This window comes from Sulfitobacter aestuarii (genome assembly GCF_042685005.1).
Lineage (GTDB): Bacteria > Pseudomonadota > Alphaproteobacteria > Rhodobacterales > Rhodobacteraceae > Sulfitobacter > Sulfitobacter aestuarii.
Genome location: NZ_JBHUMP010000002.1, coordinates 131,575 through 158,467 on the forward strand (window position 1 = coordinate 131,575; position 26,893 = coordinate 158,467).

Genomic DNA, 26,893 nt, shown 5'->3' on the forward strand with positions numbered 1-26,893 from the left:
AAGACCTATTCCATGAGCAGCCGTGCCGTTCCGCTCTCCTCGCTGGGCCTGACCGGCCGCGGCGGGGGCAATCCTGATATTACCGGACTGGCGGTGGACAGCCGTGCCGTGAAGCCCGGATTTCTCTTTGCCGCGCTGCCGGGCAGCCGGGTGCATGGCGGAGAGTTCATCCAATATGCCCTGCGCATGGGCGCGGCGGCGGTGCTGACCGATGCCGAGGGCGCAAAGATCGCTGCCGAAGAGCTTGCCGCATCCGAGGCGGTGCTGATCCGCAGCGACAATCCGCGCGAGGCTTTGGCGCGCTCCGCTGCCTTGTGGTTCGGCGCCCAGCCCGCCACGATGACCGCGGTGACCGGCACCAACGGCAAGACCTCGGTTTCTACCTTCGTGCGCCAGATCTGGATCGAGACGGGCCTCGCGGCGGTCAACCTTGGCACCACCGGGGTCGAGGGCGCATGGAGCGCCCCGCTGGCCCATACCACGCCGGAGCCGATCACCTTGCACCGCACGCTGGCCGAGGCGGCGCAGAACGGCATTACCCATGCAGCGATGGAAGCGTCGAGCCACGGGCTTGACCAGCGCCGCCTTGACGGGGTCGTGCTGAAGGCAGCCGGATTTACCAATTTTACCCAGGACCACCTTGATTATCACCGGACCTTTGACGCCTATTTCGACGCCAAGGCGGGGCTTTTTGCGCGCGTGCTGCCTGAGGACGGCGCGGCGGTGATCAATATCGACGATCCCAAGGGGGTCGATATGGCGGCGATTGCCAAGGCGCGCGGCTGTGCGGTGCTGAGCGTTGGGCGTGATGGCGGTGACCTGCATCTGCAGGGCCAGCGCTTTGACGCGACCGGGCAGGATCTGCGCTTCACCTGGCGCGGACGGACCTATCAGAAGCGGCTTGAGCTGATCGGCGGATTCCAGGCGGACAACGTGCTGCTCGCGGCCGGGCTGGTGATCGCCTGTGGCGGTGATCCAGACGAGGTCTTTGACACTCTCCCTTATCTCACCACCGTACGCGGCCGGATGCAGCTCGCCGCCACCCGCGATAACGGCGCGGCGGTCTTCGTCGATTATGCCCATACGCCCGATGCGGTGGCCACGGCGCTTGCGGCGATGCGCCCGCATGTGATGGGTCGTCTGATCGCCATTGTCGGCGCCGGCGGCGACCGCGACCGCGCCAAGCGTCCGCTGATGGGACAGGCGGCGGCGGAACACGCCGATCAGGTGATCGTCACCGATGACAATCCGCGCAGCGAAGACCCTGCCGCCATACGCGCTGCCGTGATGCAGGGCGCACCCGGCGCCCAGGAGGTCGGTGACCGCGCCGAAGCGATCTTGCGCGGCATCGACGCCCTGGGGCCGGGGGACGCCTTGTTGATTGCGGGAAAGGGCCATGAGACCGGGCAGATCGTCGGCGAAGACATTCTGCCGTTTGATGATGTGGAACAGGCCAGCGTCGCGGTGGCGGCGCTCGACGGGAGGCTGGCATGAGTTTGTGGACAAGCGCCGAAGCGGCGGCGGCAACCGGCGGGCAGGCACGGGGCGACTGGGCCTGCGAAGGGGTTTCAATCGACACGCGGACCCTGCAAAAGGGCGATCTTTTCGTAGCGCTGAAAGACGCGCGCGACGGGCATGAATTTGTCGCCCAGGCGCTGGAGAAGGGCGCAGGCGCCGCGCTGGTTTCGCATGTGCCCGACGGCGTGGCGGAAGACGCGCCGCTGTTGATCGTCGATGACGTGCTGCGCGGGTTGGAAGCGCTCGGGGCCGCTGCGCGGGCGCGTACGCTGGCGAAAGTCGTGGCGGTGACCGGCTCGGTCGGCAAGACCTCGACCAAGGAAATGCTGTTGGCGATCCTCGGCAATCAGGGCCGCGCCCATGCCAGCGTCGCGAGCTACAACAACCATTGGGGCGTGCCGCTGACGCTGGCGCGGATGCCGCAGGACACCGAGTTCGCGATCATCGAGATCGGCATGAACCATCCCGGCGAAATCGCGCCGCTGGCCAAGCTGGCGCGGCCCGACGTGGCGATGATTACCACGGTGGCGGCAGCGCATCTGGAAGCCTTCGAGAATGTCGCGCAGATCGCGGTGGAGAAGGCCAGCGTCTTCGAAGGGCTGGAACCCGGTGGGGCAGCGGTGATCAATGCCGATATCGAACATGCGGCGATCCTGATGGCCAAGGCGGTGGACCTGCGCTTGCGCGATGTCGAATTCGGCGAACATGCGCATCATTACAAGCTTAGCGCGGTCAAGGTGCAGGCCGATACGACCGTGGTACAGGCCGAGATCGAGGAGACGCCGCTGCTGTTCAAGCTCGCGACCCCGGGACGGCATTTCGCGATGAACGGGCTCGGAGCACTTGCCGCGGCCGAGGCGATGGGCGCTGACCGCGCGTTGGCGGTGCAATCCCTCGGACGCTGGTCGCCCTACCAGGGGCGCGGGATGCGGGAGCGGATCCTGCTCGACCCGGCCGATCCGCGTTTGACGCTCGAGCTCATCGACGACAGCTACAACGCCAATCCGACGTCTATGGCCGCAGCGCTCGACGTGCTGGCGGCCAGCGCCGTGACCCATGATATCGGCCGGGTCAGCAAGGGGCGGCGCATCGCCTTTCTCGGTGACATGAAAGAGCTCGGCACGGATGCGGTTGCCCTGCACGCGGGGCTCGCGCATCTGGCGGCGACGCAGGAACTCGACAAGGTGCATTGCATCGGTCCGCTGATGCGCAGTCTCCATGACCTGCTGCCCGAACATCAGCGCGGCGACTGGACCGAGAGCGCCGAAGAGATGCTCTCCGGTCTGCGCGCAAGGCTCGATCCCGGCGATGTCGTGCTGGCCAAGGGCTCGCTGTCGATGAAACTAGGTCTGATCGTTGACGCGATCCGAAAAATGGGCCATCCGGTCGCAACCTCGTGACTCCCCCCGTTGATTACTGAGTAAGGACGCGCGCATGCTCTATTGGCTGACACTGCTGTCGGATGGTGGCGACTTTTTCAACCTGTTCCGCTACATCACCTTCCGCGCCGGCGGTGCCTTCCTGACTGCGCTGCTCTTCGGCTTCCTGTTCGGCAGGCCGCTGATCCAGGTGCTGCGGCGTCATCAGGGCAAGGGCCAGCCGATCCGCGACGACGGGCCCGAGGGGCATTTCGTCAAGGCAGGGACGCCGACCATGGGCGGCTTGCTGATCGTCGGCGCGCTGCTGACCTCGACCCTGCTCTGGGCCCGGCTCGACAATGCCTTCATCTGGCTGGTGCTCTTTGTCACCATGAGCTATGCCGCCATCGGTTTCGCCGATGATTACGCCAAGGTCAGCAAGCAGAATGTCAACGGGGTACCGGGGCGAGTGCGGCTGCTGCTGGGCTTCGCGATTTCCGGCATCGCGGCCTTCTGGGCGGCGCAATATCACCCCGAGGCGCTACAATATCAGCTCGCCCTGCCGGTCTTCAAGAACACGCTGATCAACCTCGGCTTTTTCTTCGTTCCCTTCGCGGTGATCGTGATCGTCGGGGCCGCGAACGCGGTGAACCTCACCGACGGGCTCGACGGGCTTGCGATCATGCCGGTGATGATCGCCGCCGGCGCGCTCGGCGTGATCGCCTATGCGGTCGGAAGGGTCGATTTCACTGAATATCTCGATGTGCATTACGTGCCGGGCACCGGCGAGATCCTGATCTTCACCGCCGGAATCTTCGGCGGTGGTCTCGGATTTTTGTGGTACAACGCCCCGCCCGCCGCGGTGTTCATGGGTGACACCGGTTCGCTGGCTCTCGGCGGGGCGCTCGGCGCCATCGCGGTGGCGACCAAGCATGAATTGGTGCTGGCGATTGTCGGCGGGCTTTTCGTGGTCGAGGCGCTCAGCGTGATCGTGCAGGTGCTCTATTTCAAGCGCACCGGCAAGCGGGTGTTCCTGATGGCTCCGATCCATCACCATTATGAGAAGAAGGGCTGGGCCGAGCCGCAGATCGTGATCCGGTTCTGGATCATCTCGCTGATCCTGGCGATGATCGGGCTGGCGACGCTGAAAGTCCGCTGAGAACGCGGCCCGGGCGGACCGGGCGGGGGCCAGCCCCCGTCGGCCTAAGGGCCGACTCCCCCGAGGTATTTGTGACCCAAAGAAGCCGGGATCAGAACACCGACCAGTCCATGGCGCGGGCAAGCCGGGCGAGCGCTTCGGTGCCCTTCTGGGAATTGCCGTAGCGGTTCAGCCCCGGTGACCAGACAGCGATGCTGGCGCGCCCCGGCACGATCGCGAGGATACCGCCGCCGACCCCGGATTTGCCGGGCAGGCCGACGCGATAGGCGAAATCGCCCGAACCGTCGTAATGGCCGCAGGTCAGCATCAGCGCGTTGAGACGGCGGATGCGGGTCGGCGAGACGAGGCGCGGCAGGCCGGGCGCATCGACGAGGAACCGTCCCGCCATGGCCAATTCGCGCACGGTCATTTCCAATGCGCAATGGTGGAAATAGGTGCCTAAGGTCAGCGCGGGCGGGTTCTTCAGATTGCCGCAGGAGGCCAGGAAGTGCGCCAGCGCGAAATTGCGGTTGCCAAAGGCGGTTTCCGAGGCGGCCACGGCGTCGTTGATATGGATGTCATCCGACCCGGCCGCACTGCGCACGAATTGCACGATCTCGGCCAGTGCCTCGCGGGGGGGACGATTGCCGAGGACTTCATCGGTGGTGACGATGGCACCGGCGTTGATGAAGGGATTGCGCGGGCGGCCCTGTTCCTGCTCAAGCTGCACGATCGAGTTGAAGGCTCGGCCCGAGGGCTCGCGTCCGACCCGTTGCCAGAGCTGGTCACCGGCCCGGCCGAGGGCGATGGCCAGGGTGAAGACCTTGGTGATCGATTGCACCGAGAAGGGGATCTCGGCGTCTCCGGCCGCGTGCAGGTCGCCCTCGGCGGTGGCGACGGCGATGCCGAATTGCGCGGGATCGATATCGGCGAGTTCGGGGATGTAACCCGCGACCTCGCCCCAATCGTCGCTGTCGTGCATCTGGCTGCTGATGCGATTCAGAATCTGGTCCAGGTCGGGCATTGCTGCTTGTCTCGCTTGTCGTCGGGGCCGATTGTCGCCATTCTGCCGATCGGATAGAGGGCAGGGCCATGCTGTGCGCAATTCTGGGAAAAAGGCAATCGGATGATACCAGTTCAGGGTCTGGAGGGCGCGCGGGTGGCGGTGCTCGGGTTGGGGCGTTCGGGCCTCTCGGCGGCGCGCGCCTTGGCGGCGGGCGGGGCGAAACCGCTGTGTTGGGACGACAATCCGGCGGCCCGCGCCAAGGCGGAGGCCGAGGGTTTCGCCTGTGTCGACCTGAAGGCACCCGGCGCCTTTGACAAGGTCGCGCGGCTGATCCTCAGCCCGGGCATTCCGCATCTCTATCCGGTGCCGAACCCGGTGGTGGCCGCGGCGCTCGAGGCCGGGGTGCCGGTGGACAATGACATCGGACTGTTTTTCCAGAGTTTCGCGACCCTGGCCTGGGACAATTACGATACCGCGCCGCGGGTGATCGCGGTGACCGGCTCGAACGGTAAATCGACGACCTCGGCATTGCTGCACCATATCCTGCGCCATGTCGGCCGCCCCACCCAGCTGGCCGGGAATATCGGCCGCGGCGTGCTGGATATCGACCCGGCGATCGACGGCGAGGTGGTGGTAATGGAATTGTCGAGCTACCAGACCGATCTGGCGCGCGCGCTGACGCCTGATATCGCGGTGTTCACCAATCTCAGCCCCGATCACCTTGACCGGCACAATGGCCGCGGCGGCTATTTCGCGGCGAAGCGTCGGCTCTTTGCCGAGGGCGGGCCGGACCGGGCGATCGTCGGGGTCGATGAGGAGGAGGGCCGCTTTCTCGCCGGGCAGCTCAGCGAGGCGCCGGGCGATGACCGGGTGATCCGGATCAGCGTGACGCGCAAGCTCACCGGGCCGGGCTGGCAGGTCTTCGCGCGCAAGGGATTCCTCAGCGAATACCGCCGTGGCAAGCAGGTCGCCTCGATCGATCTGCGTGACGTGGCCGGGCTGCCGGGGGCGCATAACCATCAGAATGCCTGCGCCGCCTATGCCGCGGCGCGCGCCCTCGGGCTGGCACCCAAGGTGATCGAGGCGGCATTCCACTCCTTCGGCGGGCTGCCGCATCGCTCGCAGCTCATCGGCGAGATCGACGGCGTGCGGTTCGTCAACGACAGCAAGGCCACCAATGTGGATTCCGCCGTCAAGGCGCTGGCGGCCTTCGAGAACATCCGCTGGATCTGCGGCGGGCTCGAGAAGGAGGGCGGGCTCGGCGGGCTGGCCGGGGTCGGGGACACGGTGCGCAAGGCCTATGTGATCGGACGCGAGGCAGCGGCATTCGCAATGCAGCTCGAGGTCGAGACACAGGTTTGCGGTGACATGGAGACCGCGGTGGCGCAGGCGGTGGCCGAGGCCGAGCCGGGCGATGTCGTGCTGCTTGCGCCGGCGGCGGCGAGTTTCGATCAATACGACAGTTTCGAGCGGCGCGGCGAGGATTTCGTCGCCCAGGTGCAGCGATACATGACGCGCTAGTTTCAGGTGGCGATGGCCCGCGCCGCCGCCATGCCCGAGGACCAGGCCCATTGGAAATTGTAGCCTCCGAGCCAGCCGGTCACATCCACGGCCTCGCCGATCGCGTAGAGCCCCGGCACTTCACGGCTCTGCATGCTGCGCGAGGAGAGCGCGTCGGTGTCGATACCCCCGAGCGTGACCTCGGCGGTGCGGTAGCCCTCGGTGCCGGAAGGGGTGAGCTGCCAGTTCTTCAACGTGTCGGCGAGTTCTTTCAGGCGGCTGTCGGGCCAATCCGCGAGATTGCCGCCAAGGTCCATGTCTTCGGCCAGGAAATCGACCAGGCGGGTCGGCAGGTGTCGGGACAGCTCCGTGGTGAGGTTGCGTCGCCCCGAGCGTTGACGCTGCTCGCGCAGCAGGGTGAAGAGATCGGCATGTGGCAGCAGGTCGATACAGACCGGCGCGCCATCCTGCCAATAGGACGAGGCCTGCAGCACTGCCGGACCGGACAGCCCGCGATGGGTGAACAGCAAAGCTTCCTCGAAGCTGGCGGCCCCGGCATTGATGATCGAGGGCAGGGCGACACCGGAGATAGGCGCGAAACGTGCTTGGGGAAAGGTGAAGGGCACCAGCGCGGCGCGGGTCTCTGTCACGGGCAGGCCGAACTGGCGGGCAATGTCATAGGCAAAGCCCGTGGCGCCCATCTTCGGGATCGACTTGCCGCCGGTGGCCAGCACGAGGTTGCTGGCGGTGATGCGCCGCAGGCCATCCGGTGTCTGCAGATCGAAGCTGAAGCCGCTCTCGCGCCGGGTAATGTTGGCGACGCTGCTCTGCAGCCGCAGATCGACGCCCGCCGCCTGCATCAGCCCGCGCAGCATGGCGATGATTTCCTTCGCGCTGACATCGCAGAACAGCTGACCGAGGGTCTTTTCATGCCAGGCGATGCGGTGGCGCTCGACCAGATCGAGAAAATCCCATTGCGTATATCGCGCGAGGGCGGATTTGGCGAAATGCGGGTTGTTGCTCAGGAAGGCATTGGGAGCGCAATGCATATTGGTGAAATTGCAGCGCCCGCCGCCGGAGATGCGGATCTTTTCGCCGGGTGCCTTGGCGTGATCGATGAGCAATACGCGCCCGCCGGCATGGGCGGCGCACATCATGCCGGCGGCTCCGGCGCCGATGATCGCGGTATCGTACTGCATGGCGCGGCTCTGCAATGTTTGCGCGGCGGGGTCAAGATCGCGTGAGGCGGCTGGGTCACGCCGCCGCGAAGGCTAGGTGAGCGGTGGAATACGTCAGAAAAGGAGATCGAGATGACGATGCTGAAAGCAGGACAACCCTTTCCCAAACAGAAGGTCGCGAAGCTTGGCGGGGGAGAGTTAACATTAGGCGAGCCGCGGGAGGGGCGCGACTGGCAGTTGGTGGTGCTTTATCGCGGCCTGCATTGCCCGATCTGCAAGAAATATCTGAAGACGCTAGAAGGGCTGCAGCAGAACTTCTACGACATCGGCGTCGATGTGGTCGCGGTCTCGGGCGATCCCGAGGAGAAGGCCCGCGAAATGGCCGATGAACAGGAGCTGAGCCTGGCCGTGGGCTATGGGCTGACGCTGGAGCAGATGGCCGCCCTTGGTGCCTATATCTCCGATCCGCGCAGCCCGCAGGAGACCGACCGGCCCTTCGCCGAACCGGCGACCTACGTGATCAATGCGCAGGGCAATGTGCAGATCGTCGATGTATCGAATGCACCCTTCTCGCGGCCGGACCTCGAAGGGCTGTTGGGCGGGCTGAAGTTCATCCGCGAGAACGATTACCCGGTACGGGGCACCCGCAAGGCCGCCTGATCGCTGAAGAACCTGCCGCCGCGGGAGGAAACCCGCGGCGGAAACAGGCTGGCGCGATGCCTCGAAAAAGGCTATGCTGCGCGGCAGATCCCCATAAGGGGGCACCCCCGAAACGGGGACAACGAGCAGTGCAAGGCAGATACCCATGACAGAGATGGTCTATGGTGCGGCTCCCGTTCGGGATGCCGAGCCGATTCTTCCCAAATGGTGGCGCACGATCGACAAATGGGCGATGTCCTGCATCCTCATGCTGTTCGCGCTTGGCATGTTGCTGGGCCTCGCCGCCTCGCCACCGCTGGCCGCCAAGAACGGTTTCGAGCCGTTCCACTACGTGCAGCGACAGGCCTTCTTCGGCGGGCTGGCGATCATCACCATGTTGCTGACCTCGATGATGTCGCCAGTGCTGGTACGGCGGCTGGCGGTGCTGGGGTTCCTTGGGGCCTTCGTGGCGCTGGCGCTGCTGCCCTTCTTCGGGACCGATTTCGGCAAGGGCGCGGTGCGCTGGTATTCGCTCGGCTTTGCCAGCCTGCAGCCCTCGGAATTCCTCAAACCCGGTTTCGTGGTGGCCTCGGCCTGGATGATGGCCGCGGCACTGGAAATCAACGGTCCGCCGGGGCGGCTCTGGTCCTTCGCGCTATGTATCGCGATCGTGCTGATGCTGGCGATGCAGCCCGATTTCGGACAGGCCTGTCTGGTGCTGTTCGGCTGGGGGGTGATGTATTTCGTCGCCGGAGCGCCGATGGTGTTGCTGGTCGGCATGGCCGGGCTGGTGGTGCTGGCCGGGACCGTCGCCTATTCCAATTCGGAGCATTTCGCGCGGCGCATCGACGGGTTCCTCAGTGTCGATGTCGATCCGACGACGCAGCTCGGCTATGCCACCAACGCGATCCGCGAAGGCGGGCTCTTCGGGGTCGGTGTCGGCGAGGGCGAGGTCAAATGGTCGCTGCCCGATGCCCATACCGATTTCATCATTGCCGTGGCGGCGGAGGAATACGGACTCATCCTGGTGCTCTGCATCATCGCGCTTTACACCGTCGTCGTCGTGCGCTCCCTGCTGCGGCTGGTGCGGGAACGCGATCCGTTCATCCGTCTGGCAGGTACCGGGCTGGCCTGCATGTTCGGGGTTCAGGCGATGATCAACATGGGCGTCGCGGTGCGGCTCCTGCCGGCCAAGGGCATGACGCTGCCTTTTGTCAGCTACGGCGGTTCTTCGGTGATTGCATCCGGCATCGCCGTGGGTATGTTGCTGGCCTTCACCCGGAGCCGGGCGCAGGGTGAGATTTCGGATATTCTCGGGCGGGGCCGGGTCCGGTGAGCGGGCGCCCTGACGACTTGCGGAGGGTCCCTTGACCGCACCATTGCTGATCATCGCCGCGGGCGGCACGGGCGGGCACATGTTTCCCGCCCAGGCGCTGGCCGAGGTCATGCTGGCGTGCGGCTGGCGGGTCAAGCTCAGCACCGATGCGCGCGGCGCGCGCTATACCGGCGGTTTCCCGGAAGCGGTGGAGATCGAACAGATCAGCAGCGCGACCTTCGCGCGCGGCGGTCTGGCGGCCAAGGCGATGGTGCCGCCGCGGCTGGCGGCCGGTGTGGCGGGGGCCATGATGCAGATGCTGCGCGACCGGCCTGCCGTAGTGGTCGGCTTTGGCGGCTATCCATCGATCCCGGCGCTCTCGGCGGCGCTGTTGCTGCGGCTGCCACGGATGATCCATGAACAGAACGGCGTGCTCGGCCGGGTCAACGAGATCTTCGCCAAACGCGTCGATGCGGTGGCCTGCGGCACCTGGCCGACGAAGCTGCCCGAGGGGGTCGAAGCGGTCCATGTCGGCAACCCGGTGCGCGGTGCGGTGCTGGAGCGGGCCGGGGCGGGGTATATCCCGCCGGGCGATTATCCGATGGAATTGCTGGTGATGGGCGGCTCGCAGGGTGCGCGGATCCTGAGCGACGTGGTGCCCCCGGCGATCGCCGGGCTGCCGCTGGAGATGCTGAAGAACATTCGGGTCAGCCATCAGGCCCGCGACGAGGATGGCGAACGGGTCGCCAAATTCTATGCGCAATCGGGCATCAACGCCGACGTGCAGCCTTTCTTCGATGACGTACCGCGCCGGATGAGCGAGGCACAATTGGTGATCAGTCGGGCCGGGGCATCGAGCGTTGCCGATATCTCGGTGATCGGGCGCCCGTCGATCCTGATCCCCTTTGCCGCCGCGACCGGTGATCATCAGAGCGCCAATGCGCGCGGTCTCGTGGATGCGGGGGCTGCGATCATGGTGCCCGAGCGCATGGCCGAACCCGAGAGCATGACCGCGCAGATCGAAACCGTGCTCAGCCATCCCGACGGCGCGCTGCAGATGTCGCGCGCCGCATTGTCCAGAGCCATGCCCGACGCCGCCGAGAACCTCGCACAGATGGTGCAAGAGATTGCCAACAAAGGAAAATCCACATGAACGCTGCCACGAAACTGCCCGGTGATGTTGGCCCGATCCATTTCGTCGGAATCGGCGGCATCGGCATGTCGGGCATTGCCGAGGTGTTGCTCAACCACGGCTATCAGGTGCAGGGGTCCGATCTCAAGGCGTCCAAGATCACCGACCGGCTGGCCGAGCTCGGCGCGACCATTTTCGAAGGCCAGCGGGCTGAGAATATCGAGAGGGCCGAGGTCGTCGTGATCTCATCCGCGATCAAGCCGGGCAATGCCGAACTCGACGCGGCGCGCCAGCGCGGACTGCCGATCGTGCGCCGCGCCGAGATGCTGGCCGAACTGATGCGGCTCAAGTCCAACATCGCGGTGGCCGGCACCCATGGCAAGACCACGACGACCACGCTGGTGGCCGAATTGCTGGTTTCGGGCGGCATCGACCCGACGGTGATCAACGGCGGGATCATCCATGCCTATGGCTCCAACGCCCGGATGGGGCAGGGCGAATGGATGGTGGTCGAGGCCGACGAGAGCGACGGCACTTTCAACCGGCTGCCCGCGACCATCGCCATCGTCACCAATATCGACCCCGAGCATATGGAGCATTGGGGTGATTTTGACCGGCTGCGTCAGGGTTTCGTCGATTTCGTTTCCAACATCCCGTTCTATGGGCTTGCCGTCTGCTGTACCGATCACGCCGAGGTGCAGAGCCTCGTGGGCAAGATCACCGACCGGCGCGTCATGACCTACGGGTTCAACGCCCAGGCCGATGTGCGGGCCGTCGGGTTGCACTACAAGGCCGGGGTGGCGCACTTCGACATCGCGTTGCAGGCCGAGGACAAGGTCATCAAGGATTGCAGCCTGCCGATGCCCGGCGATCACAACGTCAGCAACGCGCTCTCGGCCGTCGCGGTGGCGCGGCATCTGGGTATGAAAACCGACGAGATCCGTGCCGCGCTGGCCGCCTTTGGCGGCGTCAACCGGCGTTTCACCAAGGTGGGCGAGGTCGATGGCGTCACGATCATCGACGACTATGGCCATCACCCGGTGGAGATCGCCGCCGTGCTCAAGGCTGCGCGGCAGGCCACCGAGGGCCGGGTGATCGCAGTGCACCAGCCGCACCGCTATTCGCGGCTCAGCGGTTTGTTCGATGATTTCTGCGCCTGTTTCAATGATGCCGATGTCGTCGGTATCGCCGAAGTATTCGCCGCCGGCGAAGAGCCCATCGAGGGCGCCGACCGGGATGGGCTCGTGGCCGGGTTGATCCGTCATGGCCACCGTCACGCCCGCGCCGTGCAGGACGAGGATGACCTCACGAGGCTGGTGCGCGAACAGACCCGCCCCGGTGACATGGTCGTCTGCCTCGGCGCCGGGACGATCAGCACCTGGGCCAATGGCCTGCCCGAAAGGCTGAAGGCCGCGAAGGGAGCCGCGGCGTGACCCTGTTCTGGGCCTGTTTCCTGTGGATTTGCGCCGCCGCCGGCGCCGCCCTGCTGCCGCCGCGGCATCGATATATCCCGGGATTGTCCCTGATGCTGGCTGCGCCTGTTCTGCTCGGCGGGGTGGTCGCGCGGACGGGCTGGCTGCCGGGCGCGCTGGCGCTCTGTGCCTTCCTGTCGATCTCCCGCGCCCCGCTCTGCACGTTGCTGAAGCAAATGCGCGGCAGCGAGCCGGAGCTCGGGCGATGAGCTTTTCACTGACCCTCGTCTGTCTCTGGGCGGTGATCGCCAATATCCTCGCGATGACCCCGTCGGCCGACAACCATTGGCGCAATGCCTATGTCCTGATCGCCGTCGGCATTCCGCTCGCGGGATTCGTGACCATGCAGCATGGCCCCTGGGTCGGGCTGCTGGTGCTGGCGGGGGGCTGTTCGATCCTGCGCTGGCCCGTGATCTATCTCGGTCGCTGGCTGCGCCGCGGCGCGACCCGCGGTCCGGCGGAATAAAGCGCCTGCGGTGAGTCTCCTGTTGGTCCTGCTCGTCGGCATTTTGCTGCTCTGGCTGCTGGCCTGTGGCTGGGCAGGCTATCGCCTCCGCCCGCTGGCCCTGATCGCGATTCTCTGCGGCGGTCTGGCGCTGAACAGCGCCTGGATGGTCTTCGGCCTCGATGCGCATCCTCTCGAGCGACATGCCCTGACCGCCCATGCCGCCGCGATTCTCTATGCTTTCTCCGCCTTCGGGATCGGCTATCTGATCGGTCGGGTGATGCGCCACTGGCGCGCCGACCGCGTCGAGGAACGGCCGGATAGACAGGAAGGATCGGTTTGACGAGCTCGGGAATAGCGGCTAGGCGGAGTGCATGAGCAGCAAGACATTTCCCGCCGTTCGCGGCCGTCTGACCCCGGACCGCGCGCTTCACGAACTGACCTGGCTCAGGGTCGGCGGACCCGCCGATTGCCTGTTCGCCCCGGCGGATCTTGACGATCTGCGCAGCTTCCTGCGGGATCTGCCGCAGGATGTTCCGGTCTTCCCCATGGGCGTGGGCAGCAACCTGATCGTGCGCGATGGCGGGCTGCGCGCGGTGGTGATCCGGCTTGGACGCGGGTTCAACACTATCGAGATTGACGGTGAGCACGTGATCGCGGGCGCGGCGGCGCTCGATGCGCATGTGGCGCGCAAGGCCGCCGATGCGGGGCTCGACCTGACCTTCCTGCGCACGATTCCCGGTTCGATCGGCGGTGCGGTGCGGATGAATGCCGGCTGTTACGGCAGCTACACGGCCGATCACCTCGTCTCGGCAGAGGTGGTGACGCGGCAGGGCGATGTCCGCACCCTGTCCCCGCGGGAGCTCAATTTCCGCTATCGCCAGAGCGATCTGCCCGAGGGCGCGGTGATTGTCTCCGCCCGTTTTGCCCCGCCCCGAGGCGTGCCGGAGGCGCTGCACGCGCGCATGACGGAACAGCTTTGCAAACGCGACGAGAGCCAGCCCACCAAGGAACGCAGCGCCGGCAGTACCTTCCGCAACCCGGCCGGATTCTCGAGCACCGGCCGCGCCGATGACGTGCATGATCTCAAGGCCTGGAAGGTGATCGACGAGGCCGGGATGCGCGGCGCGATGCGTGGCGGCGCCCAGATGAGCGAGAAACATTCCAACTTCCTCATCAACACCGGCACGGCCAGCGCCGCGGACCTTGAGGCATTGGGCGAAGAGGTGCGAAAAAAGGTTTACGATTCAAGCGGCATCAGGCTAGAATGGGAAATCATGCGCATCGGTGAAAATTTGGGTGATCCGGTGCCAGAGGCTTGAGCCGCTAAGCGGTGACGACAATATTAAAAAGGGTCGCCAAAGACCCGGGAAAAAGGCACTCCGGTGGGTACGTCGAGCAGGACAGCCCCGACAGTGGCGGTATTATTGGGTGGCCCCTCGGCTGAGCGTGAGGTGTCACTCTCCAGCGGGCGCGCCTGCGCCGCCGCATTGCGGGAACGGGATTTCAACGTGATCGAGGTCGATGCAGGCCCCGATCTTTGTGCCGTTCTGGGCGATATCAATCCCGATTATGTGCTCAATTGCCTGCATGGCCGCTGGGGCGAGGATGGCTGCGTGCAGGGCCTGCTCGAATGGATGGGGCTCCCCTATAGCCATTCCGGCGTGCTGGCCTCGGCATTGGCGATGGACAAACAGCGCTGCAAGGAGGTCTTCCGGGCGGCCGGCCTGCCGGTGGTGCAGAGTCTGATCGCCGCCGCAGGGGACGTGCGGACCCGTCACGTGATGGAGCCGCCCTATGTGGTCAAGCCCAACAACGAGGGATCCTCGGTCGGCGTCTATCTGATCGGCGAGGAGAACAACGGCCCGCCGCAGCTCGATGCCGACATGCCCGATTTCGTCATGGTCGAGCAATTCGTGCCGGGTCGCGAGCTGACCACGACCGTTCTCGGACAACGCGCGCTTTCCGTCACCGATATCCTGACCACCGGCTGGTACGATTACGATGCGAAGTACAAGGCCGGGGGATCGACCCATGTGGTGCCCGCCGAAGTGCCGACCGAGATTTTCGAGCTTTGCCTCGACTATGCCCTGCGCGCGCATAACGCGCTCGGCTGCCGCGGTGTCAGCCGGACCGACTTTCGCTGGGACGAGAGCCGCGGCGCCGAGGGACTGATTCTTCTCGAGACCAATACCCAGCCGGGGATGACACCGACCTCGCTGGCGCCGGAACAGGCGCTCGCCTGCGGTATCTCCTTCGGGGAGCTCTGCGCCTGGATGGTGGAGGATGCGTCATGCGGACGCTGATCCGCCGCAGCCCTAAACCCGCAAAGGCCGATCCGGCACCGTCCCGTTGGGCCTGGCGCATGCAGCGGCTGATGCTGACGCCGGGGTTTCGCCTGGCGCTGCGTGCCGGGGTGCCCTTCGGGCTGGCGATGCTGATCGGGACTATCTACCTCTCCGACGAGTCACGCCGCGGCGCGATCATCCAGGTGATCGAGGATACCCGCACCAGCATTCAGGATCGGCCGGAATTCATGGTCGAGCTCATGGCCATCGACGGGGCCGAGGATGCGCTGGCGCTGCAGATCCGCGAGGCGGTGCCGCTGGATCTGCCGAAGAGTTCCTTCAAGCTCGACCTGCCGCAGATCCGGGCCACCATCACGGCGCTGCACGGGGTGCGGCAGGCATCCGTCAGGGTGCGTCCCGGCGGGGTGTTGCAGGTCGACGTGACGCCACGGGTGCCCGCGGCGATCTGGCGCCGGACCGAGGGGCTGGCGCTGATCGACGAGAGCGGCGCGCATGTGCGCGACGTCGGCAGTCGGCTCGATCATCCCGAACTGCCGCTGATCGCCGGGCGTGGCGCATCGCGTCATGTGCCCGAAGCGCTGCAATTGATGCGCGCGGCTGCTCCCCTGGGCAGTCGCTTGCGCGGCGTCGTGCGGATCGGCGAGCGGCGCTGGGACGTGGTGCTCGACCGCGAGCAGCGGATCATGCTCCCCGAGGCCGATCCGGTGCAGGCGCTGGAACGGGTGATCGCGCTGGAAGGCGCGCAAGAGGTGCTCAGCCGCGATGTCGCGGCGGTGGACATGCGGTTGGCGTCAAGACCGACCGTCAGAATGAACGAAGAGGCCACCCGCGAATGGTGGCACATCAGGCAGCTTTCGGGCCAGTGACGATACATCGCTGATCCGCAGGCAATGATTTGGGGCAGTAACGGTAATGATGGACTTATACGATTCACAGCGCTCGATGCGGCATATGCGCAAGCTTGCGATGCAGCGCGGCGTGGTGGCGATCCTGGATGTGGGCAGTTCCAAGATCGCCTGCCTTGTCCTGCGCTTTGACGGCCCGAGCCGCCTTGGCGACGAGGGCGAGATCGGCTCGCTGGCCGGGCAATCGGGGTTCCGTGTCATCGGCGCTGCCACGACCCGGTCGCGCGGGGTGCGTTTCGGCGAGATCTGCGCCATGGGGGAAACCGAGCGCGCGATTCGCACCGCTTTGCAGGCCGCCCAGAAAATGGCCGGGATCCGCGTCGATCACGTCATCGCCTGCTTTTCCGGCGCCGAACCGCGCAGCTACGGACTCGATGCGCAGGTCGAGCTCGAGGGCCAGATGGTCACCGAGCAGGATGTCGCGCGGGTGCTGGCCAGCTGCGATGTGCCGGAATACGGTGAAGGCCGCGAGGTGCTCCATGCCCAGCCGGTGAATTTCGCGCTCGATCACCGGTCCGGTCTCAGCGATCCGCGCGGCCAGCTCGGCAATGCGCTGTCGGTGGATCTTCACATGCTCACGGTGGAGGCCGACGCGGTCCAGCATCTGGCCCATTGCATCAAACGCTGCGATCTCGAACTCGCGGGGATCGCCTCGTCGGCCTATGTTTCGGGCATCGCCTCGCTGGTGGAGGACGAACAGGAGCTCGGCGCCGCCTGCATCGATCTCGGCGGCGGTTCGACCGGCGTGTCGATCTTCATCAAGAAACACATGATCTATGCCGATGCGGTGCGCATGGGCGGCGATCACGTGACCTCGGACATTTCCATGGGTCTGCAGGTGCCGACCGCCAATGCCGAGCGGATCAAGACTTTCTATGGGGGAGTCCATGCCACCGGAATGGACGACCGCGAGATGATCGAGATCGGCGGCGATACCGGCGATTACGAACATGACCGGCGCACCGCCAGCCGGGCGGAGCTGATCGGCATCATGCGCCCGCGGGTCGAGGAGATTCTCGAAGAAGTCCGCGCGCGGCTCGATGCCGCCGGTTTCGACCACTTGCCGAGCCAGCAGATCGTGCTGACCGGCGGTGGCAGCCAGATCCCCGGACTCGACGGCCTGGCTTCCAAGATCCTCGGTCAGCAGGTACGGCTGGGCCGTCCGCTACGGGTGCATGGGCTGCCACAGGCCGCCACCGGCCCGGGCTTCGCCTCCGCAGTGGGGCTCGCTCTTTTTGCAGCGCATCCGCAGGACGAATGGTGGGATTTCGACATCCCGGCGGATCGCTACCCGGCACGCTCCTTGAGGCGCGCCGTGAAATGGTTCAGGGATAATTGGTAACCGCAAGATCCGGTAGATGGTCCGATATAGGGGTGAAAACGGCGAAAAATCGCCCATATTTAGCGGAAAAACCGCGATTTAGACGTGACGAAACAGCAACAGCTCGATAAAGTCGGGGAAATTCGGGAAAAAATCTCTCGCGACGCGCGGGCCAGCAAACAGGCGGACATCACATGACACTGAACCTTTCCATGCCAGGACAGGAAGATCTCAAGCCCCGTATCACCGTTTTCGGAGTCGGTGGGGCAGGCGGCAACGCCGTGAACAACATGATCGAGAAAGAGCTGGACGGCGTTGATTTCGTAGTCGCCAATACCGACGCGCAGGCGCTGCAGCAGGCGCGGGCGGAGAACCGCATCCAGCTCGGTATCAAGGTTACCGAAGGGCTCGGCGCCGGGGCGCGTGCCACCGTCGGCGCGGCCGCGGCCGAAGAGAGCATCGAGCAGATCGTCGATCACCTCGCGGGCGCGCATATGTGCTTCATCACCGCCGGCATGGGCGGTGGCACCGGCACCGGTGCGGCCCCGATCATTGCGCAGGCCGCGCGTGAGCTCGGTGTGCTGACCGTCGGCGTGGTCACCAAGCCGTTCCAGTTCGAGGGCGCCAAGCGCATGCGTCAGGCCGAGGATGGCGTCGAGGCGCTGCAGAAGGTCGTCGATACGCTGATCATCATCCCCAACCAGAACCTGTTCCGGCTGGCCAACGAAAAGACAACCTTTACCGAGGCCTTCTCCATGGCCGACGATGTGCTCTATCAGGGTGTCAAAGGCGTGACCGACCTGATGGTGCGTCCGGGCTTGATCAACCTCGACTTCGCCGACGTTCGCGCGGTAATGGACGAGATGGGCAAGGCGATGATGGGCACTGGCGAGGCCGAGGGCGAAGATCGCGCCATCCAGGCCGCCGAGAAGGCCATCGCGAACCCGCTGCTCGACGAAATCTCGCTGCGCGGCGCCAAGGGCGTGCTGATCAACATCACCGGCGGTCACGACCTGACCCTGTTCGAGCTTGACGAGGCGGCCAACCGGATCCGCGAAGAGGTGGACCCGGAAGCAAACATCATCGTCGGCTCGACCTTCGACACCGGCCTTGGCGGGATGATGCGGGTGAGCGTCGTCGCGACCGGCATCGACGCTACCGATGTGGATACCGAAATGCCGGTACCGCGCCGTTCGATGAGCCAGCCGCTGAAACAGCAGACCGCCGCCGAAGAGACTGCACCGGCCCCGGCGCCCGCACCGGAGTCCAGGCCCGTCGCCGCAACCTTGCGCCAGGCCGATCAGCAGCCGCTGTTCCAGGACATGAACGCCCGGCCGGTCGAGCAGGATGAACCGCTGATTGAGGATTACCGCAGCGCGGAAAGCCAGCAGCAGACCTCCGATGGCCTGCCGCCCCCTGCCTACCAGCCGCAGGTCGCCGAGTTTGAGCCGCGCCACGACAATCTCGAGGCCGAACCCGAGGAATTCGTCGCCCCGCGCGCCCCGGCGCCGGGCACGCCTTCTCCCGAGGCGCTGGCCCGTCTGCGCGCCGCCGCGGAGAAGGCCGCGCCGACCAGCCAGCAGCGCGCGCCGCAGCAGCATCAGGCCCCGAGCCAGGGCAGCGACAAGCCACGGTTCGGTATCAACTCGCTGATCAACCGGATGACCGGCCACGGCGAGGCCGAGGCCCAGCAGCGGCCCGCACGCCAGCAGCCGCCCCGCCAGCAGCCCCCGGTGCAGAGTCGCGCCGCAGCCGCCGCGCCGCAGCCGCAGGAAGCACCCCAGGAAGATCAGGAACGTATCGAAATTCCCGCCTTCCTGCGTCGCCAGGCAAACTGAACCGGTCACATTCGTGACAAAAGGGTCGCCTCCGGGCGGCCCTTTTTCGTTTCATAACAGTTGTTTAAATGCGGTTAGGCGCGTTTGCGCGCAAACGTTACATTAGTGTTTCAGACGGTTGCAAAGTTTGAGTTGAGCATTGCAAGCGGCGCGACTAGGTCTTTGTTCAAGTTAGGAAATGTTCCGCGACCCCGAGGATTTACATCGTGCAAACGACCATCAAATCAGCGATCAGCTTTGTCGGCAGAGGCCTGCATACCGGCCAGCCTGCGACAGTGACGATCCGTCCCGCCGGGGTCCATCATGGTATCTGGTTTTCCCGCAGCGATGTCGCCGTCGGCGACCGGCTGGTTCCGGCCCGCTGGGATGCCGTGAACCGCTCGCCGCTCTGCACCAAGCTCGAGAATGCCCAAGGGCTTTCGGTCTCGACCGTCGAGCATTTGATGGCGGCGCTGGCGGGTTGCGGTATTCACAATGCAATGATCGAGATCGACGGGCCGGAAGTGCCGATTCTCGACGGTTCCTCGGCGCCCTTCGTGCGCGGCATCATGCAGCGGGGAATCCGCTCGCTCAGCGCCCCGGTCCGGGCCTATGAAGTGCTGCAGAACGTGAGCGTGCGCGAGGGCAATGCCTGCGCCAGCCTGACTCCCGCCGAGACCCTGCACATCGATTTCGAGATCGATTTCGTTGATGCGGCGATCGGCCATCAGCAGAAATCGCTGCAGATGAACAACGGCAGCTTCGCCCGCGAACTCTGCGACAGCCGCACCTTCTGCCGACAGGCCGATGTGCTGGCAATGCAGGCCAACGGGCTGGCGCTCGGGGGCGAGCCGGGGCGCAATGCGGTGGTCTTCGACGGCGACCGTGTGCTGAGCCCGGGCGGGCTGCGCCATGCCGATGAGCCGGTCCGCCACAAGATGCTCGACGCGCTTGGTGATCTCGCGCTGGCCGGGGCGCCGCTGCTTGGCCATTACACCGGTCTGCGCGCGGGCCACTCGCTGACCAACACGCTGCTGCGCAAGCTTTTCGCCACGCCGGGGGCGGTGCGCATGGTGACCTGCGATGCGGCAATGGCGGCGCGTCTGCCGGGCTTTGGTCTCGTCCGCGAAGAGATCCCGCAAGTCGCCTGACTGCCCGTTCCGCAGGAAATGCCCGCCGGGCGCGCGCAGCGCCGGTCGCATGAAGGCCAATCGCCGTCCCGACTATTGTCCCTGCCTTGTGGCCCTGCATCCCCAGCCGGAACGCTTTTGCGCGGGGTCGGCCGCCGATCTGCGGAATCGGCGTTTTGCACCCGAAATTAATGTGCTAGTCAGGGGCCAAGCGAGGTCACAGGACCACAACATGAACAAAGCGAAGGGTACAGGCATGACAGTGGCGGGGTCGCGCAAGCGGATGATCGGTGCGGTGCTTGTGGTGGCGGCGCTTGGCGCTTGCGGCGCGAATGATCCGGGCCGGACCACTTCGAGCTTTTTCAATCCCCAGGAGATTCCGCTCGAGACCTATTCGGCCGAGCAGATCTACGAGAGGGGCGAATTCGAGCTGGGTCGGCGCAAACCGGATCAGGCGGCATTCTATTTCGCCGAGATCGAGCGGCTCTACCCCTATTCCGAATGGGCCAAACGGGCACTGATCATGCAGGCCTTCGCCTATCACAAGGATCAGGACTATCCCAACAGCCGCTCCGCTGCGCAGCGCTTCATCGATTTCTTTCCCGATGACGACGACGCGGCCTATGCGCAATATCTGCTGGCGCTGTCCTATTACGACCAGATCGAGGAGGTCGGCCGCGATCAGGGGCTGACCTTCCAGGCGCTGCAGGCGCTGCGCACCGTGATCGAGAATTACCCTGACAGCGAATATGCCCGAGCGGCGATACTGAAATTCGATCTCGCCTTCGATCATCTGGCGGGCAAGGAGATGGAGATCGGCCGCTATTACCTGCGCCGCAACCACTACACCGCGTCGATCAACCGGTTCCGCGTGGTGGTGGAGGATTTCCAGACCACGTCCCACACCGCCGAGGCGCTGCACCGGCTGGTCGAGGCCTATCTGAGCCTCGGGCTGACCGACGAGGCGCAGACCGCGGGGGCGATCCTGGGGCATAATTACCGCTCGACCGAATGGTATCAGGACAGCTATCGCCTGCTCACTGGCAGGGGACTGGAGCCGAAATCCCTCGGCGACAACTGGCTGAGCGCGATCTATCGCCAGACGATCAAGGGCGAGTGGATTTAACAGCCGGGCGTGACGCCCGCCCGACGGATGGTTCCGATGCTGCGCGGACTTGATATCTCGGACATGTTGATCATCGACCGGCTGGAGCTCGGCTTCCAGCCCGGTCTCAACGTGCTGACCGGCGAAACGGGGGCGGGCAAGTCGATCCTGCTGGATTCGCTGGGCTTCGTGCTCGGGTGGCGCGGGCGCGCCGATCTGGTTCGCCAGGGTGCGGCTCAGGGCGAGGTCACCGCCTGGTTCGATCTGCCGCCCGACCATCCGGCGCGCGCCGTGCTCGCGGAAGCGGGGCTCCCGGCCGAGGACGAGCTCATCCTGCGCCGCATCAACACCAGCGACGGACGCAAGACCGCCTGGGTCAACGATCGCCGGGTTTCGGGCGAGGTGCTGCGCGCGCTGTCCGAAACGCTGGTGGAGCTGCACGGCCAACATGATGACCGGGGTCTGCTGAACCCGCGCGGCCATCGGGCCATTCTCGATGAATATGCGGGCAATGAACCGCGGCTGTCCGGAACGCGCAAGGCGTGGTCGGCGCTCAATGCCGCGCGCAAGGCGGTCGAGGCCGCCGCTGCCGAGCGCGAGGCGATCCTTGCCGAAGAGGAATTCCTGCGCCACGCGGTCGCCGAGCTCGACAAGCTCGATCCGCAGGAGGGCGAGGAGGCCGCGCTCGACACCCGTCGCCGTCTCATGCAGGGCGCCGAGAAAATCCGCAGCGACGTCACCAATGCCTATGAGATCATGGGGCAGGGCGGCGCGGAAACCGCGCTCGGCGATGCGCTGCGTTGGCTCGACGGTGTCGCCGACAAGGCCGAGGGCGCATTGGAAGCACCGATGGCGGCCCTGAACCGCGCTCTGGTCGAACTCGACGAGGCGATGTCCGGTGTCGCGGACGCGATCGACGCGATGTCCTTCAACCCTTTGGAGCTGGAAGAGACAGAGGAACGTCTCTTTGCAATCCGCGGGCTGGCGCGCAAACATGACGTCGCCCCCGACGACCTGGCGGGATTTGCCAGCGCATTGCGCGCCAAGCTCGACGCGCTCGACGCCGGGGAGGCCGCGCAGGCCGCGCTCGAACAGGCGGTGCGGGCCGCCGAAACCGATTATGACGCGGCCGCCGATGCTCTCACCAAGGCGCGGCGCAAGGCGGCCAGTAGGCTCGACAAGGCAGTCGCCGCCGAGCTTGCCCCGCTGAAAATGGAGCGCGCCGTCTTCGCTACCGAGATCACCGACGAGGCGGCCGGCCCCGAGGGGCGCGATGCCGTCTCCTTCACCGTTGCCACTAATCCCGGTGCCCCGGCCGGCCCGCTGGGCAAGATCGCCTCCGGCGGTGAGCTCAGCCGTTTCCTGCTGGCGCTGAAGGTCTGCCTCACCGAGGGCCAGCCGGGCCTCACGCTGATCTTCGACGAGATCGACCGCGGTGTGGGTGGTGCCACCGCCGATGCGGTGGGCCGCCGCCTGCAGGCGCTCGCGAACGGCGGGCAGGTGCTGGTGGTGACCCATTCGCCGCAGGTCGCCGCACTCGGCGCGCATCACTGGCGTGTCGAAAAGGCTGTGAAGGCGGGCATGACCACCTCCACCGTCGTGCCGCTCGCAGCGCCCGAGCGGATCGACGAGGTCGCGCGGATGCTCGCCGGGGATACGATCACCGACGCCGCCCGCGCCGCGGCGCAAGCGCTGCTCGGCGCCGGACAGCCCGCCGCCGCCCGATGAGCCAGCCGCAGCCCTCCTTCGTCGCCGAGCAGATCGGCCTTGCGAAGGCGGCGCTCATCGAAGCCTGGCAGGTGCTGCGCCATCGTGGGCCGGGCAAGGTCACCTTCTGGTTCATCGCGCTGCTGATCGGCATTGCCGCGGGTTTCGCGGCGCTGTTCTTCCGCAAGGGCATCAATTGGCTGCAGGCCAGTCTCTACGGCACCGAAGACGTGCAGCGGCTGCACACATTCATCTCCGGCCTGGCCTGGTATTGGGTGGTACTGATCCCGACATTCGGCGGGCTGGCTGTGGGGTTGATCCTGCATCACTTCACGCGGGATGCGCGCGCCCGCACCGTCGGAGACGTGATCCTTGGCGCCGCCCTGCATGACGGGCGGGTCGAGACCCGCGCCGGTCTCGCCTCGGCCCTGTCCTCGCTCATCACGCTCAGCACCGGCGGTTCCTCGGGGCGCGAAGGGCCGGTGGTGCATCTCGCCGGGGTGATCTCGACCGCGATCTGCCGCCTCATCAAGGCCGACGGCATCACCGGACGAGACCTTCTCGGCTGCGCGGTCGCGGCGGCGGTCTCCGCAAGTTTCAACGCGCCGATCGCCGGAGCTCTCTTTGCGCTCGAAGTCGTGCTGCGGCATTTCGCGGTCCATGCCTTCGCTCCGATCGTCATCGCCAGCGTCGCGGGCACCGTGATCAACCGGCTCGAATTCGGCGGGCTTACCGAATTTGTCCTGCCCACTTATGGCGATCTGCAATTCTACATCGAGCTGCCCGCCTACCTGTTGCTCGGCCTGACCTGCGGCCTGGTCGCGGTGGTGCTGATGCTGAGCATCTTCTGGGCCGAGGACCTGGGCGATTACCTGCAGACCCGGATCAGACTGCCCCGTTACCTCAGACCGGCATTTGCGGGGGCGGGGCTCGGCATCATGGCGCTGTGGTTTCCCCATATCATCGGGGTCGGTTACGAAACCACGTCGATGGCATTGACCGGCGAGCTGCTGCTGCATGAGGCGATCATCTTTGCCATGCTCAAGGTCGCGGCGGTGGCGATCACCATGGGCGGACGCATGGGCGGCGGGGTATTCTCCCCCTCGCTGATGATCGGCGCGCTGACGGGGCTGGGCTTCGGGCTGATCGCGACCGGGGTGTTTCCCGATGTCTCGGGTTCATCCTCGCTCTATGCGCTGGCAGGAATGGGCGCGGTCGCGGCGGCGGTGCTCGGCGCGCCGATCTCGACGACGCTGATCGTCTTCGAAATGACCGGCGACTGGCAGACCGGTCTGGCCGTGATGGTCGCGGTCAGCATGTCCACCGCGCTGGCTTCGCGGCTGGTGGATCGCAGCTTCTTCCTGACCCAGCTCGAACGCCGCGGCATCCGGCTTGCTGCCGGGCCGCAGGCCTATCTGCTCTCGATGTTCACCGTCGCCCGGCTGATGCGCCGCCCGGGCGAGACGGGCGCCGCCGCCGAGGCGGCCTGCTGGGACCTGATCGATGCAGGCACCTATATCGACGGTGCCGCGACGCTGGAGGCGGCCATGTCGATTTTCGAGCAGAATGCCGTCGCCTTCATCCCGGTGGTGACCTTGCAGGCCGACGCGCCGCCCGAATTGCTCGGCGCGCTGTTCCATGTCGATGCGCTGAAAACCTACAACCGCGCGCTGGCGGCCACCGCCGCCGAGGAACATTCCTGATCGCCGCCCCGGGCCGGTGTCGCGTCAGATCCGCTCGATGGTGATCTCTTCGATCGGATTGAAGGCGAGATAGCCCCTGATCGCACCGACCTCTTCCTTCGGCGACTCGTAGGACAAGACCGCATCCTCGAGCGTCCGGCTCTTGGTGACCACGGAATAATAGCGCGCATCCCCCTTGTAGGGGCAATGGCTGGTCTTCTCTGAGGTATCGAGGAAGGCCATGGCAATGTCCTCGCGCGGAAAATAGATCACCGGCGCCTGATCACCTTCGCGCAGTTCCAGCGCCTGACGGCTCTCGCCGATCACGGCGCCTCCGGCACGCACGGTCCAGGTGCCCTCTGCCTCGCGAATCGTGATATGGTCAGCCATGTATTCCCCCCTTTTAGCCTGTTTCCTTGATGGCAATTTCTGCCGTTGCCGCATCCAACCATGTTTTCGCGCGGGACGATAGCCGGGGACCGATTTTTTCGGCCACCTGCGCATGATAGCGGTTCAGCCAGTCCAGCGCCGCGGGGTCGAGCGCCTCGGGCAGGATCAGCCGACGGTCGATCGGCGCGTAGCTCAGGGTCCGCCAGCAGAGCATCGCCCGGTGATCATCCCCCCCGGGCAGCGCCGGAGCCTGCTCCACGACCAGCAGGTTCTCGATACGGATGCCGAAGGCCCCCTCGCGGTAATAGCCCGGCTCGTTGCTGAGGATCATGCCCGGTTCCAGCGCCACATGGCTGGTCTTGCTGAGCCGTTGCGGCCCTTCATGCACGCTCAGATAGGCGCCGACGCCATGGCCGAGCCCATGATCGAAATCCTGCCCGGCCATCCACAGGGGCAACCGCCCCACAGCCTCGATATCGCGCCCCGCCAGCCCGACGGGCCAGCGCAGTCGGCTCATGGCGATCATCCCCGAAAGCACCCGGGTAAAGGCGGCGCGGGCCTCCCTTTCCGGCGCGCCGATGGCGATGGTGCGGGTGATGTCGGTCGTCCCGTCGAGATACTGGCCGCCGGAATCGAGCACCAGCAGATGCCCGTCCCCGAGTATGCTGTCGCTCTCCTCGGTGACACGGTAATGCATGATCGCGCCATTGGGCCCGGTCCCGGCGATCGTGTCGAAGCTGATGTCCCGCAGCGCCGGATCGCGGCGGCGGCTCTCCTCGAGCCGTCGCACCACCTGGGTTTCGCTGAGCGTCCCGGGCGCCTGGGCATCGAGCCAGGCCAGCACCTCGACGAGCGCCGCGCCGTCGCGCAGATGCGCCTCCGCGGACCCCGCGATCTCGGCCGGGTTCTTGCGCGCCTTGGGCAGGCCGCAGGGATCGACGCCCCAGACCGCGCGCTCGCCCACCGCTTCTGCAAGGATCAGCGGCACGCTGGCCTTCTCAAGCCGCACCGGCCCTTCGAGCCCACGCAGGAAGTCCGGCAGGTCCGCAGGATCATGCCGCCGCACCTCCGGGCCCAGATGCTCCTCAAGCCCCGACAGCTTGGCAGCGGCCATGAACAATTCGACAATACCCGAGGCCCGCAGCACCGCGAATCCATGCGCCACTGGATTGCGCGCGATATCGGCGCCGCGGATGTTCAACAGCCAACAAAGTGAAGCCGGCAGGGTAATCAGCGCTGCCGATTCCCGCGCCGCGTGCAGTGCCTCGCCGAGCCGCGCACGCTTGCTGTCATGGCTCTCCCCGGCGAATTTCAGCGGATGCGCGCGGACCGGCTGCATCGGTGCCTCCGGCTGATCCTCCCAGATCCGGTCCACCAGATTGGCCGAGGCGCGCAGGCGCAAACCGGTTCCCGCCAGATTCTGCTCGAGCTGCTCGATCTGCCCGGCACTGTGCAGCCAAGGATCGAATCCCACCACGCCGCCCCCGGGCAGTTGATCGCGCAGCCAATCGGCAAGTTGTACCTCGGGCCAGGGCACCGGGGTGAATTCACCGGCCACCTGCGCCTTGACCTGCGTGCGATAGCGCCCGTCAACGAAGACCCCGGCGACCTCTGGCAATACCGCGCAGAATCCGGCCGAGCCGGTGAACCCGGTCAGCCAGGCCAGCCGCGCATCGCGCGGCGCCACGTATTCCCCCTGATGCGCATCGGCACGCGGCACCAGGAAGGCATCGAGCCCCTCGGCCCGCAACTCTGCGCGCAGCGCCTGCAATCGCGGCGGCCCCTGTTCCGGCCGCGCCGTGACCTCAAATGACTGGAACATCGCC

General features: G+C 65.9%; 24 protein-coding genes. 20 read left to right on the top strand and 4 right to left on the bottom strand.

Going from position 1 to position 26,893, the window contains the following annotated elements:
* Window positions 1-12: 12 nt before the first annotated feature.
* Genes ACFSUD_RS02955 through mraY form a run of 3 tightly spaced genes read left to right on the top strand, consistent with a single transcriptional unit; the run spans window position 13 to window position 4,035 of the window.
* Complete coding sequence (locus ACFSUD_RS02955) at window positions 13-1,494, top strand: UDP-N-acetylmuramoyl-L-alanyl-D-glutamate--2,6-diaminopimelate ligase (RefSeq protein ID WP_386371320.1); 1,482 nt, start codon at window positions 13-15, stop codon at window positions 1,492-1,494.
* Window positions 1,491-2,918: a UDP-N-acetylmuramoyl-tripeptide--D-alanyl-D-alanine ligase gene (locus tag ACFSUD_RS02960; RefSeq protein ID WP_386371322.1), complete on the top strand. Its 1,428-nt coding sequence runs from the start codon at window positions 1,491-1,493 to the stop codon at window positions 2,916-2,918. The genes ACFSUD_RS02955 and ACFSUD_RS02960 overlap by 4 nt, the downstream gene beginning before the upstream one ends.
* Window positions 2,919-2,952: 34 nt before the next feature.
* Window positions 2,953-4,035: a phospho-N-acetylmuramoyl-pentapeptide-transferase gene (mraY, locus tag ACFSUD_RS02965; RefSeq protein WP_386371324.1), complete on the top strand. Its 1,083-nt coding sequence runs from the start codon at window positions 2,953-2,955 to the stop codon at window positions 4,033-4,035.
* A 91-nt stretch (window positions 4,036-4,126) separates the two neighbouring features.
* On the opposite strand, the gene ACFSUD_RS02970 is transcribed toward mraY, so the two are convergent.
* The gene (locus tag ACFSUD_RS02970) at window positions 4,127-5,038 is read right to left on the bottom strand and encodes a glutaminase (RefSeq protein WP_386371326.1); all 912 of its coding nucleotides are present in this window, start codon (window positions 5,036-5,038) and stop codon (window positions 4,127-4,129) included.
* Between the two features lie 102 nt (window positions 5,039-5,140).
* Between ACFSUD_RS02970 and murD the strand changes: the two genes are divergently transcribed.
* A complete protein-coding gene (gene murD / locus ACFSUD_RS02975; RefSeq protein WP_386371328.1) occupies window positions 5,141-6,541 on the top strand; it encodes a UDP-N-acetylmuramoyl-L-alanine--D-glutamate ligase in 1,401 nt (466 codons plus the stop codon).
* Window positions 6,542-6,543: 2 nt separating this feature from the next.
* Here the strand turns inward: murD and ACFSUD_RS02980 are convergent, their stop codons facing one another.
* A complete protein-coding gene (locus ACFSUD_RS02980) occupies window positions 6,544-7,719 on the bottom strand; it encodes a BaiN/RdsA family NAD(P)/FAD-dependent oxidoreductase (RefSeq protein WP_386371330.1) in 1,176 nt (391 codons plus the stop codon).
* A 111-nt stretch (window positions 7,720-7,830) separates the two neighbouring features.
* Between ACFSUD_RS02980 and ACFSUD_RS02985 the strand changes: the two genes are divergently transcribed.
* The 16 genes from ACFSUD_RS02985 to ACFSUD_RS03060 all read left to right on the top strand — a co-directional run bounded on the left by ACFSUD_RS02985 (window position 7,831) and on the right by ACFSUD_RS03060 (window position 24,698).
* A complete protein-coding gene (locus tag ACFSUD_RS02985) occupies window positions 7,831-8,358 on the top strand; it encodes a redoxin domain-containing protein (protein WP_386371332.1) in 528 nt (175 codons plus the stop codon).
* Window positions 8,359-8,503: 145 nt separating this feature from the next.
* A complete protein-coding gene (locus ACFSUD_RS02990) occupies window positions 8,504-9,673 on the top strand; it encodes a peptidoglycan glycosyltransferase FtsW (protein ID WP_386371334.1) in 1,170 nt (389 codons plus the stop codon).
* A 31-nt stretch (window positions 9,674-9,704) separates the two neighbouring features.
* A complete protein-coding gene (locus ACFSUD_RS02995) occupies window positions 9,705-10,805 on the top strand; it encodes a UDP-N-acetylglucosamine--N-acetylmuramyl-(pentapeptide) pyrophosphoryl-undecaprenol N-acetylglucosamine transferase (protein ID WP_386371336.1) in 1,101 nt (366 codons plus the stop codon).
* Entirely contained in the window at window positions 10,802-12,217 is a 1,416-nt protein-coding gene (gene murC / locus ACFSUD_RS03000) for a UDP-N-acetylmuramate--L-alanine ligase (protein ID WP_386371337.1), read from the top strand. Before ACFSUD_RS02995 ends, murC begins: the two co-directional genes overlap by 4 nt.
* The gene (locus tag ACFSUD_RS03005) at window positions 12,214-12,465 is read left to right on the top strand and encodes a DUF2484 family protein (protein WP_386371339.1); all 252 of its coding nucleotides are present in this window, start codon (window positions 12,214-12,216) and stop codon (window positions 12,463-12,465) included. Before murC ends, ACFSUD_RS03005 begins: the two co-directional genes overlap by 4 nt.
* Complete coding sequence (locus tag ACFSUD_RS03010; RefSeq protein WP_386371341.1) at window positions 12,462-12,722, top strand: DUF2484 family protein; 261 nt, start codon at window positions 12,462-12,464, stop codon at window positions 12,720-12,722. The genes ACFSUD_RS03005 and ACFSUD_RS03010 overlap by 4 nt, the downstream gene beginning before the upstream one ends.
* 10 nt (window positions 12,723-12,732) lie before the next feature.
* Window positions 12,733-13,044 (top strand): hypothetical protein, encoded by a 312-nt coding sequence (locus tag ACFSUD_RS03015; protein ID WP_386371343.1) that lies wholly within the window; start codon window positions 12,733-12,735, stop codon window positions 13,042-13,044.
* A 31-nt stretch (window positions 13,045-13,075) separates the two neighbouring features.
* Window positions 13,076-14,023, top strand: a complete 948-nt coding sequence (gene murB, locus ACFSUD_RS03020; protein ID WP_386371345.1) for a UDP-N-acetylmuramate dehydrogenase — start codon at window positions 13,076-13,078, stop codon at window positions 14,021-14,023.
* 63 nt (window positions 14,024-14,086) lie between these two features.
* Window positions 14,087-15,007: a D-alanine--D-alanine ligase gene (locus ACFSUD_RS03025; RefSeq protein WP_386371347.1), complete on the top strand. Its 921-nt coding sequence runs from the start codon at window positions 14,087-14,089 to the stop codon at window positions 15,005-15,007.
* Window positions 14,995-15,876 carry a cell division protein FtsQ/DivIB gene (locus ACFSUD_RS03030; protein ID WP_386371349.1) on the top strand — a complete coding sequence of 294 codons (882 nt, stop codon included), beginning with the start codon at window positions 14,995-14,997 and terminating at the stop codon, window positions 15,874-15,876. Before ACFSUD_RS03025 ends, ACFSUD_RS03030 begins: the two co-directional genes overlap by 13 nt.
* A gap of 46 nt (window positions 15,877-15,922) precedes the next feature.
* Window positions 15,923-17,257 (top strand): cell division protein FtsA, encoded by a 1,335-nt coding sequence (gene ftsA / locus ACFSUD_RS03035; RefSeq protein ID WP_386371351.1) that lies wholly within the window; start codon window positions 15,923-15,925, stop codon window positions 17,255-17,257.
* A 173-nt stretch (window positions 17,258-17,430) separates the two neighbouring features.
* Window positions 17,431-19,074, top strand: a complete 1,644-nt coding sequence (gene ftsZ, locus ACFSUD_RS03040; RefSeq protein ID WP_386371353.1) for a cell division protein FtsZ — start codon at window positions 17,431-17,433, stop codon at window positions 19,072-19,074.
* Between the two features lie 206 nt (window positions 19,075-19,280).
* Window positions 19,281-20,204: a UDP-3-O-acyl-N-acetylglucosamine deacetylase gene (lpxC, locus tag ACFSUD_RS03045; RefSeq protein WP_386371355.1), complete on the top strand. Its 924-nt coding sequence runs from the start codon at window positions 19,281-19,283 to the stop codon at window positions 20,202-20,204.
* Between the two features lie 235 nt (window positions 20,205-20,439).
* Entirely contained in the window at window positions 20,440-21,309 is an 870-nt protein-coding gene (locus tag ACFSUD_RS03050; RefSeq protein WP_386371859.1) for an outer membrane protein assembly factor BamD, read from the top strand.
* 36 nt (window positions 21,310-21,345) lie between these two features.
* Window positions 21,346-23,016, top strand: coding sequence for a DNA repair protein RecN (recN, locus tag ACFSUD_RS03055; protein WP_386371357.1), 1,671 nt, complete (start codon window positions 21,346-21,348; stop codon window positions 23,014-23,016).
* A complete protein-coding gene (locus ACFSUD_RS03060) occupies window positions 23,013-24,698 on the top strand; it encodes a chloride channel protein (protein WP_386371359.1) in 1,686 nt (561 codons plus the stop codon). The genes recN and ACFSUD_RS03060 overlap by 4 nt, the downstream gene beginning before the upstream one ends.
* A 24-nt stretch (window positions 24,699-24,722) precedes the next feature.
* Here ACFSUD_RS03060 and ACFSUD_RS03065 read toward each other — a convergent pair whose 3' ends face one another.
* Together ACFSUD_RS03065 and ACFSUD_RS03070 are read right to left on the bottom strand one after the other, a co-directional pair.
* On the bottom strand, window positions 24,723-25,067 hold the full coding sequence (locus ACFSUD_RS03065) for a DUF427 domain-containing protein (RefSeq protein ID WP_386371361.1): 345 nt from the start codon (window positions 25,065-25,067) through the stop codon (window positions 24,723-24,725).
* Between the two features lie 13 nt (window positions 25,068-25,080).
* Entirely contained in the window at window positions 25,081-26,889 is a 1,809-nt protein-coding gene (locus ACFSUD_RS03070; protein ID WP_386371363.1) for an aminopeptidase P family protein, read from the bottom strand.
* Between the last annotated feature and the right edge of the window lie 4 nt (window positions 26,890-26,893).

Excerpts from the sequence above, each read along its gene's own strand:
- ACFSUD_RS02970 (WP_386371326.1), bottom strand. The coding sequence starts at position 5,038 with ATGCCCGACCTGGACCAGATTCTGAATCGCATCAGCAGCCAGATGCAC.
- ACFSUD_RS03010 (WP_386371341.1), top strand. The coding sequence starts at position 12,462 with ATGAGCTTTTCACTGACCCTCGTCTGTCTCTGGGCGGTGATCGCCAAT.
- mraY (WP_386371324.1), top strand. The coding sequence starts at position 2,953 with ATGCTCTATTGGCTGACACTGCTGTCGGATGGTGGCGACTTTTTCAAC.
- ACFSUD_RS02960 (WP_386371322.1), top strand. The coding sequence starts at position 1,491 with ATGAGTTTGTGGACAAGCGCCGAAGCGGCGGCGGCAACCGGCGGGCAG.
- ACFSUD_RS02955 (WP_386371320.1), top strand. The coding sequence starts at position 13 with ATGAGCAGCCGTGCCGTTCCGCTCTCCTCGCTGGGCCTGACCGGCCGC.
- ACFSUD_RS03070 (WP_386371363.1), bottom strand. The coding sequence starts at position 26,889 with ATGTTCCAGTCATTTGAGGTCACGGCGCGGCCGGAACAGGGGCCGCCG.
- ACFSUD_RS02980 (WP_386371330.1), bottom strand. The coding sequence starts at position 7,719 with ATGCAGTACGATACCGCGATCATCGGCGCCGGAGCCGCCGGCATGATG.
- ftsA (WP_386371351.1), top strand. The coding sequence starts at position 15,923 with ATGATGGACTTATACGATTCACAGCGCTCGATGCGGCATATGCGCAAG.
- ACFSUD_RS02985 (WP_386371332.1), top strand. The coding sequence starts at position 7,831 with ATGACGATGCTGAAAGCAGGACAACCCTTTCCCAAACAGAAGGTCGCG.
- ACFSUD_RS03060 (WP_386371359.1), top strand. The coding sequence starts at position 23,013 with ATGAGCCAGCCGCAGCCCTCCTTCGTCGCCGAGCAGATCGGCCTTGCG.
- murC (WP_386371337.1), top strand. The coding sequence starts at position 10,802 with ATGAACGCTGCCACGAAACTGCCCGGTGATGTTGGCCCGATCCATTTC.
- recN (WP_386371357.1), top strand. The coding sequence starts at position 21,346 with ATGCTGCGCGGACTTGATATCTCGGACATGTTGATCATCGACCGGCTG.
- ACFSUD_RS03050 (WP_386371859.1), top strand. The coding sequence starts at position 20,440 with ATGACAGTGGCGGGGTCGCGCAAGCGGATGATCGGTGCGGTGCTTGTG.
- ACFSUD_RS03030 (WP_386371349.1), top strand. The coding sequence starts at position 14,995 with ATGCGGACGCTGATCCGCCGCAGCCCTAAACCCGCAAAGGCCGATCCG.
- ACFSUD_RS03065 (WP_386371361.1), bottom strand. The coding sequence starts at position 25,067 with ATGGCTGACCATATCACGATTCGCGAGGCAGAGGGCACCTGGACCGTG.
- murD (WP_386371328.1), top strand. The coding sequence starts at position 5,141 with ATGATACCAGTTCAGGGTCTGGAGGGCGCGCGGGTGGCGGTGCTCGGG.
- ftsZ (WP_386371353.1), top strand. The coding sequence starts at position 17,431 with ATGACACTGAACCTTTCCATGCCAGGACAGGAAGATCTCAAGCCCCGT.
- murB (WP_386371345.1), top strand. The coding sequence starts at position 13,076 with ATGAGCAGCAAGACATTTCCCGCCGTTCGCGGCCGTCTGACCCCGGAC.
- ACFSUD_RS02990 (WP_386371334.1), top strand. The coding sequence starts at position 8,504 with ATGACAGAGATGGTCTATGGTGCGGCTCCCGTTCGGGATGCCGAGCCG.